The sequence below is a fragment of the Dyella sp. AtDHG13 genome, from assembly GCF_003201105.1.
GTDB classification, from domain to species: domain Bacteria; phylum Pseudomonadota; class Gammaproteobacteria; order Xanthomonadales; family Rhodanobacteraceae; genus Dyella; species Dyella jiangningensis_B.
Genome location: NZ_QICJ01000002.1, coordinates 266,421 through 280,967 on the forward strand (window position 1 = coordinate 266,421; position 14,547 = coordinate 280,967).

13 protein-coding genes are annotated in these 14,547 nt (G+C 66.8%); all 13 read right to left on the reverse strand.

The annotated features are described in order from the left end of the window. Positions 1-97: 97 nt before the first annotated feature. The 13 genes from BDW41_RS03990 to BDW41_RS04045 all read right to left on the reverse strand — a co-directional run bounded on the left by BDW41_RS03990 (position 98) and on the right by BDW41_RS04045 (position 14,493). On the reverse strand, positions 98-1,666 hold the full coding sequence (locus BDW41_RS03990; RefSeq protein WP_074546755.1) for a phospholipase D family protein: 1,569 nt from the start codon (positions 1,664-1,666) through the stop codon (positions 98-100). Between the two features lie 294 nt (positions 1,667-1,960). Then, positions 1,961-2,989 carry a cell division protein ZipA gene (zipA, locus tag BDW41_RS03995; protein WP_074546756.1) on the reverse strand — a complete coding sequence of 343 codons (1,029 nt, stop codon included), beginning with the start codon at positions 2,987-2,989 and terminating at the stop codon, positions 1,961-1,963. 9 nt (positions 2,990-2,998) lie between these two features. After that, positions 2,999-6,508, reverse strand: a complete 3,510-nt coding sequence (smc, locus tag BDW41_RS04000; RefSeq protein ID WP_074546757.1) for a chromosome segregation protein SMC — start codon at positions 6,506-6,508, stop codon at positions 2,999-3,001. 255 nt (positions 6,509-6,763) lie between these two features. Beyond that, a complete protein-coding gene (locus BDW41_RS04005; RefSeq protein ID WP_074546758.1) occupies positions 6,764-7,027 on the reverse strand; it encodes a BolA family protein in 264 nt (87 codons plus the stop codon). Next, the gene (locus tag BDW41_RS04010; RefSeq protein WP_074546759.1) at positions 7,024-7,329 is read right to left on the reverse strand and encodes a YciI family protein; all 306 of its coding nucleotides are present in this window, start codon (positions 7,327-7,329) and stop codon (positions 7,024-7,026) included. The genes BDW41_RS04005 and BDW41_RS04010 overlap by 4 nt, the downstream gene beginning before the upstream one ends. Before the next feature lie 92 nt (positions 7,330-7,421). Further along, positions 7,422-7,889: a hypothetical protein gene (locus BDW41_RS04015; protein ID WP_110301527.1), complete on the reverse strand. Its 468-nt coding sequence runs from the start codon at positions 7,887-7,889 to the stop codon at positions 7,422-7,424. A 4-nt stretch (positions 7,890-7,893) separates the two neighbouring features. Then, positions 7,894-9,414: a lysine--tRNA ligase gene (gene lysS, locus BDW41_RS04020; protein ID WP_074546760.1), complete on the reverse strand. Its 1,521-nt coding sequence runs from the start codon at positions 9,412-9,414 to the stop codon at positions 7,894-7,896. Positions 9,415-9,511: 97 nt separating this feature from the next. Further along, a complete protein-coding gene (locus BDW41_RS04025; protein WP_074546761.1) occupies positions 9,512-9,841 on the reverse strand; it encodes a hypothetical protein in 330 nt (109 codons plus the stop codon). A gap of 39 nt (positions 9,842-9,880) precedes the next feature. After that, positions 9,881-11,006 (reverse strand): peptide chain release factor 2 gene (gene prfB / locus BDW41_RS04030; protein WP_110301528.1). Its coding sequence is split into 2 segments (ribosomal slippage): positions 9,881-10,930 and positions 10,932-11,006, totalling 1,125 coding nucleotides; the frame shifts between segments, so codons are not numbered across the junction. 152 nt (positions 11,007-11,158) lie between these two features. Then, entirely contained in the window at positions 11,159-12,832 is a 1,674-nt protein-coding gene (gene asnB / locus BDW41_RS04035; RefSeq protein WP_074546763.1) for an asparagine synthase B, read from the reverse strand. Between the two features lie 91 nt (positions 12,833-12,923). After that, complete coding sequence (locus tag BDW41_RS23830) at positions 12,924-13,052, reverse strand: hypothetical protein (RefSeq protein WP_255412956.1); 129 nt, start codon at positions 13,050-13,052, stop codon at positions 12,924-12,926. Between the two features lie 51 nt (positions 13,053-13,103). Then, positions 13,104-13,496: an STAS/SEC14 domain-containing protein gene (locus tag BDW41_RS04040; protein ID WP_074546764.1), complete on the reverse strand. Its 393-nt coding sequence runs from the start codon at positions 13,494-13,496 to the stop codon at positions 13,104-13,106. 82 nt (positions 13,497-13,578) lie between these two features. After that, on the reverse strand, positions 13,579-14,493 hold the full coding sequence (locus tag BDW41_RS04045; RefSeq protein WP_233496765.1) for a hypothetical protein: 915 nt from the start codon (positions 14,491-14,493) through the stop codon (positions 13,579-13,581). Between the last annotated feature and the right edge of the window lie 54 nt (positions 14,494-14,547).

A 14,547-nucleotide genomic window follows, 5' to 3' on the forward strand; every position in this document is an offset into this window, starting at 1 on the left:
ACTGACCCCGCGGAGCCGGCTACGTCGGTCCGCCGCCGATGAAACGCGCCACACGCTACGCCATTCGCACGCGCCGTGCACCTGCCGCGGCGCTTCGTCAGAGCAGGCTTTCGATGGGCAGCAGGCCGCCCATGTTCACCTTGAAACGCCGCCACCAGCTGGTGTCCGGCGCATGGTCGTAGCGGACCACCGGCTGCTTCGGCTCCTTGCCTTCCCACACCACCCGCCCCTTGTCGTCCAGCAAGACCCGATAGCTGTGGATGGGTTTGGTGGCGTCGGCAAAGATGGCCAGCAACGCGCGGGCGAGTGCCGGGGAATCGACGATCACGCCGTCCTCGGTGTTCAGATGCGCGGAACGCGGATCGAGATTCATCGAACCGACGAACGCATGCTGCTCGTCCACCACCATGGCCTTGGCATGCAGGCTGTTGCTGCCCGTGGAGGAGCCGAAGAAATGGCTGCTGTGCCGGCCGCGCCGCGCATCGGGCTTGAGCTCGTACAGCTCAATGCCCGCCTTGAGCATGGGCACCCGGTAGGACGCATAGGCCTGATACACGTCACCGGCATCGGTGGACGCCAGCGAGTTGGTCAGCACCTCCACCGCCACGCCGCGCTCGCGCACGCCCTGCAGATAGGCCACGCCCTTGGTGCCGGGAATGAAGTACGGCGAGATCAGGGTGAGCCGATGCTGCGCACCGTCCAGCCATCCGCGCAGCTGCGGCGCCATGTGCAGGTCCTTGCTGTCCGCCGCCGGGTTGCCCTTGTCCGGGTCGTCGGCAAGGTAGGTCGCGGGACCCCAGGCCCAATCGGTTCCCGGCACCTCGTGCGCCAGGTCGCCCACGCGCGCCACCAGGCTCTGCGCATAACTGCTCTGGTTGAACTGCCGCGCATGGGCCGCCATGGTCTTGCGCAGGTCGGCCAGTTCCTCCGGGCCGGGCGTGCGGCGATGGAAGGCGCCGATCGGGTACGCCTGGTCGCTGTTCCAGTAACGGTCGAACATCTGCCCCACGTCCGCGACGACCGGGCCGACGGCGAGCACGTCCAGATCGCGGAAATTGATCGTGTCGTTGGCATCGAAATACTCGTCGCCGATATTCCTTCCGCCGACGATGGCCATGGCCTCGTCCGCAATGAAGGCCTTGTTGTGCATGCGGCGATTGAGCCGCGAGAAGTCGCCGGCGAACTGCTTGCCCATGCCCCACCACGACGAGTTCCGCTCCAGGAAGGGATTGAACAGGCGGATCTGGATATTTGGATGTCCATCCAGGATGCGCAGCACCTTGTCGTCGCCGGCCACGTGCAGGTCGTCCAGCAGCAGGCGCACGCGCACGCCGCGATCCGCCGCCGCCAGTAGACGCTGCGCCAGCAGGCCGCCGGTCGCGTCGCTATGGAACATGTAGTACTGCAGGTCCAGCGAATGCACCGCGCGGTCGGCGAGCGCGATGCGCGCCAGCAGGGCGTCGTTGGAATCGCTGATCAGGCGCAGGCCGCTGTCGCCGCCGTGGCCCGCGCTGATGCGCGAGGCGTAGGCCACCAGCGGCGCATCCGGTTTGGCCGGCAGGACGGTGCTGGGTACGCGTGGATAATCGGGGCGCAGATCCGAATGGGTGCAGCCGGCCAACGCCAGCAACCAGAGACAGGCAAGGCGACGCAAGGTGCAGGCCATGTTCCCTCCTTGGAATCGACTCTGTCGGAGGTGCGAGTCGGACGCAAGAGTGGCCGGGCTACGGAGGCCACCAGACGAGCAGCAACCTCACCCGCTCGTCATTCCGGCGCAGGCCGGAGGCGCCTTTCAACAGCGAAGCTGGTCATCCAGTAGCGATAGTGCTGGGTTGTCGGGACACCGCTCGGGCTTGTTTTACAGTCGCGAAAACCTGTCGTTCCCGCCACTGGATTCCGGCCTGCGCCGGAATGACGAGCGGGTAAAACCGAGGCGCTTTGCAAGCGACCGGCCGGAAACTCACCGCCCGAACGTGATTTCCTTGCCTTCGTGGTCGCGGTCCCAGCCGCGCAGTTCGTCGCGGATATGCGCCACGCGCTGGCGGCCCAGGGCGTTGCGTTCCTCGTCCAGCACCTGGCCGTCCAGCAGTTCCGCGAGGCGCTGGGCCGTGGGCAGCATGGCGTCCCACGCGTCCAGCGCCGGGATGGGCGCAGGCAGCGTCATGAAGAAGCTCAGGCCCGGGGTGCGCATGGCATCCACGCGGGTCACATCGAAATTGCCGGGCTTGACCATGTTGGCCACGCTGAACACCGGCCCCAGTTCGCGCTTGCCATCCACCAGGCGGTGATAGATACCCATGTCGCCGAACTCCAGGCCCGCCTTCTCGGCGGCGACGATCAGGTCGGCACCGTTGAAGACGTTGCCTTCGCGAGCGACCACGAACAACGTGACGATGCGTTCCACCGGCACGCGCTCCGGGCGGCGACCGACCTCGGAACGCGGCGGCACACGCGGCGCTTCCGGTGCGGGCGCGGGAGCCGGTGCCGCGACAGGTGCCGGCGCGGGCGCGGCGACCGGCTCGGGTTCCGGCGCACGCGACACGTGATCCGCCCCCGTGGCCTGCGCCAGGCTTTGCTCGAACTGCTCCGGCGGCGCGCGCAGGGCGTCGACGATGGAGGCGGCAATGCCGTGCGGCTTGCTGATCGGCGCCGGTTCCACGCGCCCCTTGTCGCCGGCGAGCGTGGCGCCGAGGCGCTCCAGCTCCTCGCGCAGGCCGACGTCCAGCTCGCCCTGGTGCGGCTGGTCGAACGGGTCGGCATGGAAATCGTCGCGCGCGTTGAAGGACGGCTCATCGAGCACCTCGCCATCCGCGCCGAAGGTCGGCTCGCGGCGGTCGCCCGTCGTGCTGGGCGCCACGCGTCGCTTGCCCTGCTCCTTCTTCGGCTGGCCGAACAACCACATCGCCGCCAGGACGATCAGGCCAACGATGAGCATGGGAACGCCAACGGCGGCATTCCAGGCGAAAGCGAGTACGGGTTGCGCGGTCATATCAAGTCCTCAAGCTGCGCCCGCAAGTTTAGCTGCTTCGGCAAGATCCACCTGCACCAGTCGCGATACGCCCGGCTCGCGCATGGTCACGCCGCACAGCTGAGAGGCCGCTTCCATGGTGGCCTTGTTGTGGCTGACGAAAATGAACTGCACCTTCTCGCTCATCTCCTTCACCATATTGGAGAAGCGGCCCACGTTGGCCTCGTCCAGCGGCGCGTCCACCTCGTCCAGCAGGCAGAACGGCGCGGGATTGAGGCCGAAGATGGCGAACACCAGCGACACCGCGGTGAGCGCCTTCTCGCCGCCCGAGAGCAGCGTGATGTTGGACACGCGCTTGCCCGGCGGACGCGCCATGATCGCCACGCCGGTGTCGAGCAGGTCGTCGCCGGTCAGTTCCAGGTACGCATGGCCGCCGCCGAACAGGCGCGGGAACAGTTCCTGCACGCCGGCGTTGACGCGGTCGAAGGTTTCCTTGAAGCGCTGGCGCGTTTCGCGGTCGATCTTCTTGATCGCCGACTCCAGCGTTTCCATGGCATTGGCCAAGTCGGTGAGCTGGTTGTCGAGATAGGTCTTGCGCTCGCTCTGCTCGGCATGTTCCTGGATCGCGGCAAGGTTCACCGGCTCCAGGCGGACGATCTTCTGGCCGATATCGGCCAGCTGCGTGCGCCACTGGCTGGCGTCGGCATCCTCGGCCAGTTCAGCCAGCAGCGGTTCCAGTTCGAGACCGGAAGCGGCGATGGCTTCGGCAAGCTGCTCCGCGCGCAACTGCAGTGCCTGCGCGGCAAGGCGCTTCTGCGAAAGGTTTTCGCGCAGCCCATTGAGCAAGTGCTCGATGCGCTGGCGTTCCTGCTCCAGGCGTCGGAACTCGCCGTCGCAGTCTTCCAGCGCGCGGCGCGCCTCCACCAGTTGCTTGTCGACCAGCAGGCGCTGGTCGAGATAGGTCTGGCGCTCGGCTTCCAGTTCGGCGATGGGGTCGGAACCGGCGGCAAGCTGCTCGGCGATTTCGGTGCGGCGCGCCTCGATCTGGCGCAGCTGCGTTTCCATGCGCGCCAGCGACTGCTCCAGCGAGGTGAGCGAGGAGCGCTTGGACTCCATCGACAGCGCCAGCGCGTGCGCCTGGTCGGCGGCCTCGCGCGCGTTCATGCGCGCTTCCTCACGTGCCTCGAGCAAGGCTCGGCGTTCGTTTTCCAGCTCGCGGCGCTGGTCTTCCAGATCGCCCATGTAGCCGACGGACTCTTCCAGGCGCGCACGCGCTTCGCCCGTCTGCGTCTGCAGTTCATCCAGCTGGGTGATCAGGTCGCTGATTTCGCCGGCCACCTTTTCGGCGCGGGCGCGGGCGGTTTCCATCTTGCCGCGATGGCTCTGCACCTGGCCGGCCAGTTCCGACTGGCGGCGGTGCGCGTTGTACAGCTCGCGCTGCGCGTCGTCGCGCGCACGCTCGGCCTCGAACTTTCGCGTACGCAGGTCGTCCAGCGTGTGGGTGGCTTCTTCGATGCGATCTTCCAGCGCGAGGATCTGCTCGGCCAGCGTGCGCATCTCGCGCTCGCGCGCCAGCACGCCCACCTGGTTGCCCTGCGCGCGGCGCACGCGCGCCCAGCCCGGCCCCAGCCATTCGCCGTTGCGCGTCATCACCGACTGGTACGGCGCCAGCGCGGAAAGCCCGGCGACGATCTGGTGCGCGTGCTCGATGGAATCGGCCGTGAGCACGTGATTGAGTATCGACAGCGCCGCCGCCGGGCCGCGCACGTGCGCGGCCAGCGTGCCTGCCGTGTTGGCGCCGCCTTCCGCCCCGTTGACCAGGGCCACGTCGGCGTTTTCCAGCGCGCCGAATTCCGCGGCGAGCGTATGCGATTCATCGACCAGCACGGCATCCAGGAAGCCGGCCAGTGCGGTTTCGACGGCTGTTTCCCAGCCCGCTTCCACCTGCAGCGATTCGCCGAGACGGCGTGACTTGTCCAGGCCTAGACGCGCAAGCCAGCCGCTAGCGGCGCTCTCTTCCTGGCCCAGGGCCGCGTGCTGCAAGGCTTCCAGCGAGGCCTGGCGGCCGCGCGCGGTCTGCAGCTGCTGGCGCGCCTCGTTGAGCGCGGACTGCACCTGGCGCTCTTCGTCCAGCACCTTTTCGTGCGCCAGCTTGTGCTGATCGAGCAGGCTGCCCAGCGATTCCACGCGCTCGCGCTGCGTGTCGTGCTCGGTGTGCAGCTGTTCGGCGGCGGCATCGAGCGCGGCGATGTCGGTCGCCTTCTGCTCGGCTTCCAGCGTTTCGCGGCGACGCGACAGGTCCATCGCCTGGCGGTCGAGGTAGTTGAGCTTGGTGCGTTCCACTTCCGCGGCGCGGCTGGATTCGCCGGCGGTGCGCGTGTGCGCATCCCAGCGTTGCTGCCAGTCGGCGAGCTTGGCTTCGGTGTCGCGCAGCGATTCGGCGGTGTCGTCCTGCATCTGCTGCAGGGCTTCGAGCTTGGGTTCGCCCTCGGCCAGTGCCATGCGCAGCGTTTCCACCTGTGCGCGGTCGTTGGCGATGTGCTCGGCGAGCTCGGCGTGTTCGCGCTCGGTCTCGCCCTGCGCGCGCTGCAGGCGCTCCGCCGTTTCGCGGTTGAAGCGCACCTGCTGCTCCACGCGCGCGATCTCGGCGCCGACCTTGTACACCTCGGCCTGCACCTTGTTCAGATGCTCGGTGGCTTCGGTGTGGCGCTCGCGCACCGTCTCCATCTGCGCCTCATGATGGCGCTGCTGGGCGATGTGCTTCTCGATCTCCACCTCGGCCGCGTTGAGGCCCGAGCCTTCCTGGTCGTGCTGGCTCTTGAGACCGCGGTATTCGAGCGCGCGCAGCTCGGCTTCCTTGCGCGTCTGCTCCTCCTTCAGCGCCTTCCAGCGCTCGGCGGCGCGGGCCTGGCGGTTGAGGTGCTCGAGCTGCTTGTCCACTTCGTCGCGCACGTCGCGCACGCGGTCGAGGTTTTCGCGGGTGGACTTGATGCGGCTCTCGGTTTCCTTGCGGCGCTCCTTGTACTTGGAGATGCCGGCGGCTTCTTCCAGATGCGTGCGCAGCTCGTCGGGCGCGGCCTCGACGATCTGGCTGATCATGCCCTGCTCGATGATCGAGTAGCTGCGCGGCCCCAGGCCCGTGCCCAGGAACAGGTCGGTGATGTCGCGGCGGCGGCAGCGCGCGCCATTGAGGAAATACGCGGACTGGCCGTCGCGCGTCACCTGGCGCTTCACCGAAATCTCGGCGTACTGGCCGTACTCGCCCTGGATGGTGCCGTCGGCGTTGTCGAAGATCAGCTCCACCGTCGCCTGCCCCACCGGCTTGCGCGCGTTGGAACCAGAAAAGATCACGTCGGTGAGCGAATCGCCGCGCAGGCGGCTGGCCGCGCTCTCGCCCATCACCCAGCGGATGGCGTCGATGATGTTGGACTTGCCGCAGCCATTGGGCCCCACCACGCCGGTCATGTTGGTCGGCAGGTGGAGCGTGGTCGGGTCCACGAAGGACTTGAAACCGGCGAGTTTGATCGTGGTCAGGCGCATGCGGGCGTCAGCAGCCAAATAGGTGAAGCCCGGGAACGCCGGGCGATGGGTCACTGTGCCAAACGCAGGCCCCTGCCGCAATGCGTTCGGCGACTATGTTTCACTTTAACACTGGCGTGTAAACCAATGTTATGGAAGCGTTTCTCGGGAAGCGTTTCCCGACCGGCGCGGCAGGAGCAGCGAATCACCGGCCCTGGCACCATCCTCTGGTCAGGAAATAACCAGCCAGATCGCCTAAGGCGGCGGCCGGGACGCTTATTCGCCCGGCGCCTTCGCGTCGATGGAAAGCGCGTGGATGCCGTTGTCCATCAGCCCCTGCAGGGCCGCATATACCAGGCGGTGCCGCTTGATCGATAGCTGGCCGGCGAAGGCCGCGCTGACGATGTGCACGTGGAAATGCCCCTTCCCCTCGTTGGCATGCCCGGCGTGCTTGTGGCCCTCGTCCAGCACCTCGAGAACCACGGGATCGAGCGCCTGCTGCAGGCGCTCGCGGATCTGTTCGACCATGGCCGCGCTCATGCCGGCGGCAACGCCTTGCGGAACGGCTTGACGCTGACGCTGGCGTAGACGCCGGCGGCGACGTACGGATCGTCCTTGGCCCAGGCTTCCGCCTCGGCCTGCGATGGGAACTGCGCCAGGATCAGGCTGCCGGTGAAACCCGCCGGGCCCGGGTCTTCCGACTCGATGGCCGGAAACGCGCCGGCCACGAACAGGCGCCCTTCGTCCAGCAGCTTCTGCAGGCGCTCGATATGGGCCGGACGCGCACCTTTGCGCTTTTCCAGCGAATCAGGGACGTCGGTGCCGACGATGGCAAACCACATGGCGAAGCTCCCGCGAAGGTCGAAACCGGCAAGTTTAGCGGAGTGGACGCACGATCACGCGATCCGGCGCGAAGGACGGCAGCCGGCGTGGCTTACTGGATGGGCTGGAAATCGCCGTCCGCCAGGTCCAGCGCGTCGGTGGTCAGCTGGCCGCTGGCGCGATCGAGCTTGAACGAGAACAGGCGCGGCGAGGTGTTCGGGTCGCCACCGCACTTGGCGTCGTGCTTCTCATGCACGTCGATGTCGATGGTGGCGCCGTCGGAGTCATCGACCATGTAATCGAGGCACTCGTCGCTCAGCGAGGTGAGCTTGTGCTTGCGGATCACCGCGCTGACCTTTTCGATCACCGCGTCGTCGGCATCGGCATCCGCATCCGTTCCCGCGGTGGAGGCAGGCGCCGGCGCGGCCACCGTGGCGGCGGGCGCGGGCGCTGCCGCGCCCGCGGCATGTTCGTCCTGCGACTGCGAGGACGACGGCGAACACGCCCCCAGCACCAGAATGGCCAGCCCGGCGGCGAACAGGCCGGGCATCGTGTTCTGTCGCAGGGAACGGTTCTGCATCGGCTTAGGCCTCCGGGCGCATGTACGGGAACAGCAGCACGTCGCGGATCGACGCGGAACCGGTCAGCAGCATCACCAAGCGGTCGATGCCGATGCCCAGGCCGCCGGTGGGCGGCAGGCCCACTTCGAGCGCGCGGATGTAGTCTGCATCGAAATGCATGGCCTCGTCGTCGCCGGAGGCCTTGGCCTCCACCTGCTTCTGGAAGCGGGCCGCCTGGTCTTCCGGGTCGTTCAACTCGGAGAAGCCGTTGGCCAGCTCCTTGGCGTTGATGAACAATTCGAAGCGGTCGGTGATGCCCGGGTTGGTGTCGCTTTCGCGCGCCAGCGGCGAGACTTCCACCGGATGGTCGGTGATGAAGGTCGGCTGGATCAGTGTGTGCTCCACCGTCTTCTCGAAGATCTCCAGCAACAGGCGGCCCCAGCCGAAATCGGCCTTCACCTGGCAGCCCAGTCGCTTGGCGTGCGCGGCCATGGCTTCGCGGTCGCGCAGCTCCTCGCGCTTGATCTCCGGATTCAGCTCGAGCACGGCGTCTTCCATGCTCCAGCGACGGAACGCCGGGCCCACGTCGATCTCGTTGCCTTCCCACACCAGCCTGGTGGTGCCGATGACGTTCTTCGCCGCCTCGCGGATCACTTCCTCCGTGAGGTCCATGATCTCGGTGTACGTGGCGTAGGCCTGGTACAGCTCGAGCATGGTGAACTCGGGGTTGTGTCGCGTGGACACGCCCTCGTTGCGGAAGTTGCGGTTGATCTCGTACACGCGGTCGAAGCCGCCGACCACCAGGCGCTTGAGGTACAGCTCCGGCGCCACGCGCAGGTAGAGGTCCATGTCCAGCGCGTTGTGGTGCGTGACGAACGGACGCGCGGTGGCGCCGCCCGGGATCACGTGCATCATCGGCGTTTCCACTTCCATGAAGCGGCGCGGCTCAGCCTCGAGCCACTTGCGGATGAAGCCGATGATCTTCGAGCGCAACGCGAAGGTGCGGCGCGCTTCCTCGGTGACGATCAGGTCGACATAGCGCTGGCGATAGCGCTGCTCCACGTCGGCCATGCCGTGGTGCTTGTCCGGCAGCGGGCGCAGGCTCTTGGTGAGCAGGCGCAGCTTCTCGACCTTCACCGACAGCTCGCCGGTGCGCGTGCGCATCAGGGTGCCTTCGGCGCCCACGATGTCGCCCATGTCCCAGCCCTTGAACGCCTTGTAGGTGTCCTCGCCCACCGTGCCCTGGTGGATGAACAGCTGGATGCGGCCGTTGAAGTCCTGCATCTGCACGAAGGCGACCTTGCCCTGGTCGCGCTTGAGGATAACGCGGCCCGCCACCTTCACCTTGCGGTTCAGGGCCTCGATGGCCTCGGCGGTCCACTTCTCCACGTCGGCGAACTCGGCCTGCAGGTCGCCCGCGAAGGCGTCCATCTTGAAGTCGTTCGGAAACGCCACGCCCTGCCCGCGCAACGCCTTGAGTTTCTCGCGGCGCTCGGCGATCAGCTTGTTCTCGTCGATGGGCTGGATATCGGTCGGTTCAGTCATGGGGTTTCCGTAGCTTCCGGCGCCCGCGCCGTATGGCGGACGCATCTCTTGTTGGTCATCGCATCGTCGGGGCGGCGGCTTTGCGCGCCCTCGACGCTCAATCGTCCTTGCCGAACGCGTGTTTTACCGCGTGCCTGGTGGCATTCCATCCGTCGCGCGCGCCGTGGCCCACGGTCACGGCGGCATCCCGCGTGCCATGCCCCACCGCCACGCCCATATCGCGTGCGCCGTGCCCCACGGACACGGCAGCATCCCGCGTGGCATGCCCGACATCGCGCCCGGCATCGCCCACCTTCTGGCCGGCGGTGCGTGCATCTTGCTTGATGCCCTGGCTGGCAGAACCGTTGTCCTGCGCATGGGCCACGCCGTGGCATGCCGCCAGGGCAGCCCACACGACCAGAATCGGGAACGTCTTCCTGCTGTTCATGTGGGCAACGCCTCCGTCGGCATATCCAGTGGCTCGCGATCAGGCATCCACGCGCTTGGCGCCCGCGTCCAGGCCGGATTTCAGGCTGGCCTCGACGAATTCGTCCAGGTCGCCGTCCAGCACCTTCTGCGTGTCCGAGCGCTCGATGCCGGTGCGCAGGTCCTTGATGCGGCTCTGGTCCAGCACGTAGTTGCGGATCTGGCTGCCCCAGCCGATGTCGGACTTGGAGGCTTCCAGGGCGTCCTTCTCGGCGTTGCGCTTCTGGATCTCCAGCTCATAGAGCTTGGCGGCCAGCATCTTCATGGCGCGATCGCGGTTGGCGTGTTGGCTGCGCTCGGTCTGGCAGGCCACCACCACGCCGCTCGGGATGTGCGTGATGCGCACGGCCGATTCGGTCTTGTTCACGTGCTGGCCACCGGCGCCCGACGAACGGTACACGTCGGTCTTGAGGTCGGCCGGGTTGATGTCGATGTCGATGTCGTCATCCACTTCCGGCGACACGAACACCGAGGTGAAGCTGGTGTGGCGGCGGTTGTCCGAATCGAACGGGCTCTTGCGCACCAGGCGATGCACGCCGATCTCGGTCTTGAGCCAGCCGTAGGCGTAATCGCCTTCCACGCGGAAGGTGGCGGACTTGATGCCGGCCACTTCGCCGCCGGAAACTTCCAGCAGCTCGGTCTTCCAGCCGCGCGACTCGGCCCAGCGCAGGTACATGCGCAGCAGGATTTCGGCCCAGTCCTGCGCCTCGGTGCCGCCGGCGCCGGCCTGGATATCCACGAAGGCGTTGTTGGCGTCCATCTTGCCGGAGAACATGCGCTGGAATTCCAGCTTGCCCACCTTGGCTTCCAGACCCTTCAGGTCGTCGACCACGGATTGCACCGTGCCCTCGTCGTTGTCGGCGGCGGCCATCTCCAGCAGTTCGCCGGCGTCGGCAAGGCCGGAAGTCAGCGCGTCGATGCCGCTGACGATGGTGTCCAGGCGGGCGCGTTCGCGGCCCAGTTCCTGCGCGCGCGGCGGGTCGTCCCACACGGTGGGGCTTTCCAGTTCGCGGCTTACTTCTTCCAGACGCTCACGCTTGGTGGCGTAGTCAAAGATACCCCCTAAGCGACTCGACGCGGCCCTTGAGGTCCGCGATCTGCGCAAGGATCGGATTGGTTTCGATCATGGATGGGAAATCATGGGAAAACGGTCGTCTATGGTAGCAGAGGCCACGCGGCTCGGGACCGGCCGACCGTGGCCTGCGCCGCACCTTCGAGCATCATCGGCCAACGGAAACCAACGGAGCGGCAGCCTGCTGCCGCCGCGCCCGAAGCCGCCCTACGCCAACGCCTGCTGGTGCACATCGCGCACGGCCCGGCCCGAGGGGTCGGCCGCCGCCGCGAACGCCGGATCCCACGCCAGCGCCGCAGGCGACGAGCAGGCGATGGATTTGCCGCCCGGCACCGTTTCCGCACAGGCCTGCCCCGGATAGAAGCGCTCGAAGATACGCCGGTACAGGTACGCCTCCTTGGTGGCCGGCGTGTTGTGCGGAAAACGTGCCGCCGCTGCGGCGAATTCGCGGTCGCTCACCGCCTGCTCGGCATGCGCCTTGAGGCCATCGATCCAGCCGTAGCCCACGCCATCGCTGAACTGCTCCTTCTGCCGCCACAGGATCGCGTCGGGCAAGGCGCCCTGGAAGGCCTCGCGCAGCACGGCTTTTTCGATCCGCCCGCCACCGGCCATCTTGTGGCGCGCATCCATGCCCATCGCAACGTCGAGGAAGTCCAGGTCCAGGAACGGCACGCGCGCTTCCACGCCCCAGGCCATCATCGACTTGTTGGCGCGCAGGCAGTCGTAGCTGTGCAACGCATCGAGCTTGCGCACGGTTTCCTCATGGAAGGCTTGCGCCGAAGGCGCCTTGTGGAAGTACAGGTAGCCGCCGAAGATCTCGTCCGAGCCCTCGCCCGACAGCACCATCTTCACGCCCATGGCCTTGATGCGCCGCGCGAGCAGGTACATCGGCGTCGACGCGCGGATGGTGGTCACGTCATAGGTTTCGATATGGCGGATCACTTCGGGCAAGGCGTCCAGGCCTTCCCAGAAGGTGTAGACGAAGCCGTGGTGCACCGTGCCGAGCGCATCCGCCGCCACCTGTGCGGCGGCCAGGTCGGGCGAACCCTCCAGGCCGATCGCGAACGAATGCAGGCGTGGCCACCAGGCTTCCGCGCGGTCGTCGTCCTCCACGCGATGGCGCGCGAAACGCGCGGCGCACGCCGCCACCAGCGAGGAATCCAGCCCGCCGGACAGCAGCACGCCATACGGCACGTCGGTCATCAGTTGCCGGTGCACCGCCTGCTCGAAAGCGGCACGCAGCTGCGCGGGAGCAACCTCATGCCCTTGCGTCACCGCGTAGTCGCGCCAGGGCTTGTGGTAATAGCGGCGCAATTCGCCGTCGGCGCTGTCGTAGACATGTCCCGGCGGGAACGACGCGACGTCATGGCATAGGCCGACCAGCGATTTCATCTCGGACGCGACGCACAGGCGTCCCTCGCCATCGTGTCCCCAGTACAGCGGGCACACGCCGATGGGATCGCGCGCGATCACGTAACGCGATTCGGCGCTGTCCCACAACGCAAACGCAAAAATGCCATTGAGCCGGGATACCCACTCGGCGGGTGTCGCGCCTTCGCGATGCAAGGCGTTGATGACCTCGCAATCGGAACCCGTGGTGAAGTCGTAACCACTGGCGGCGCGTAGTTCGCGGTGGTTGTAGATCTCGCCGTTGACCGCCAGCGCCAGCGCACCGTCGCGCGAACGCAGCGGCTGCGCACCACTGGCCGGATCGACGATGGCAAGGCGCTCGTGCACGAGGATCACCCCCGCATCCACGAACACGCCGCTCCAATCCGGGCCGCGATGGCGCTGCCGTTGGGACAGTTCCAGCGCCTGCTGGCGCAAGCCCGCCAGATCATCGCCGGGTTGCAGGTCGAACATGCCGAAGATCGAACACATGACTGGGTTTCCTGATGGTTTTTCGCGTGGCGTAAAAACAAAAAGGCCCGCTGGGAGCGGGCCTTTTTGCGTGTGTATGTGTTTCCCTTGCTTACACGCCGGCCCACCCGTCGATGCGGGTATTGTTATTGGCGTTGTTATTGTTCAGCGCGCGCAGGCAAGCAGCCGCCGACGCGGAAGCGACGGTCATGGCGACGAGTTGGGCGTGGATGCTGGACATGGCGTGGACTTCACCACATGTCTGGACGGCTGACAAGCGCCGCCAAAAGTTTCATTTGTTCCCATCGTCCTCGGCCGGCCGCGGCTCGCTGATCCAGGCGAACGCCTCGTCGTACTGGGCGTTGTGGAACAGCCGAAATTCCGCCGGCACCGCAAACCCCATCGCCGACGCGGTAAGGCGCAGCCAGTTAACGTCGGTCACCAGCGCCACGCGATCCCAGCCGCTGAAATGGCGAAAGCCCAGTTGCGCGTCTTCCCACATGGCGCCCGCGTCGAAACCGGTGAACTCGGGGCCGATGTGATAGAGCAGGCGCAGCTTGCGGTTCACCGCAAAGGCCGCCTCGATGTCCGGCACCAGCACGTTGGAATAATCGGTGGCCGAGACCTGCCCGCTCGCGCGAAAGCCCAGTGCGCCGGCCGGCAATCCGGGGATCTGTTCGATCATGGTCAACATCCCGTTGGCTTTGGACGTCTGTATCGCAAAACGCCTGTTATCGGGGTGTCATGGCGACAGCAAGGGGCGCCGTTCAGTGCGGCGCTTTCGCGTGCGCCTCCAGCCACGGCGTCAGTGGAATCTGCCAGATGTTGTACTTGCCGTTGTCCCAGTCCGCCCGCACCGTGCCGGGCTCGATGCCCGCTAGGCGATCGCTGGCGAAATACAGCGTCTGGTGGTCGGGACTCAGGCGCGCCTCGGCATCGGAGCCGGCGCTGTTCACGCCGTTGCCCAGGTGAATGGGCGTGCCCCACTCGCCCTGGTCGCGGAACACGATGAACAGATCGATCTGCCGCGCCGGCGAACGGCTGGAGCCGAACACCACGAAGGATTCGTCCGGAGCCACCGCCGGGTCGACGTCGGTGACGTGCCCGTCGCTGAAAGGCACCGCTTGCGGTTCTTCATAGCCACCGCGATGCCAGCCCGCCCGAAACAGCTGGAAATGCCTGGGATCCGCGGCAGGCCGCATGAAATACAGGCTGCCGTCGCCCGCCACCGCAGGCGCGAAGGTCGAATCGCTGCGGTTGACCACGTCCGGCAGTCGCACGGGCTCGCCCCACTTGCCGTTCTCCCAGGCGACCTTCCACAGGTTGCCGCCATGCCCGGGAAAACTGCGCCCCATGAAGAAGCCATCCAGCGGCTTGCCGCCCACGCTGCGAGGGCGATTGGACACGAACACGAGGAAGCGGCCGTCCGGCGACATGGCCGGCTCCATGTCGCTCCATTGTCCCGAGAATGGCGCGGTGACCGGCGCGGACCAGTGGCCGTTGTCGAGATGGCTGACCAGGATGCGGGAATCGGGGCCATCGCTGCGCGTGAAATACACGGTGCGCCCATCCGGCGTGAAGGCCGGCGCGCTGTCGTGCAATGGCCCTGAAATCACGCCCGGCGCAAACACCGTGGGCACGGCCTCCTGCGCCCGCGCATCGACGCACATCAGGGCAACCATGGCAACGAACGCGCGACGCAACATCCGGGCACCATCTTCGCTGGGGATGGCGGA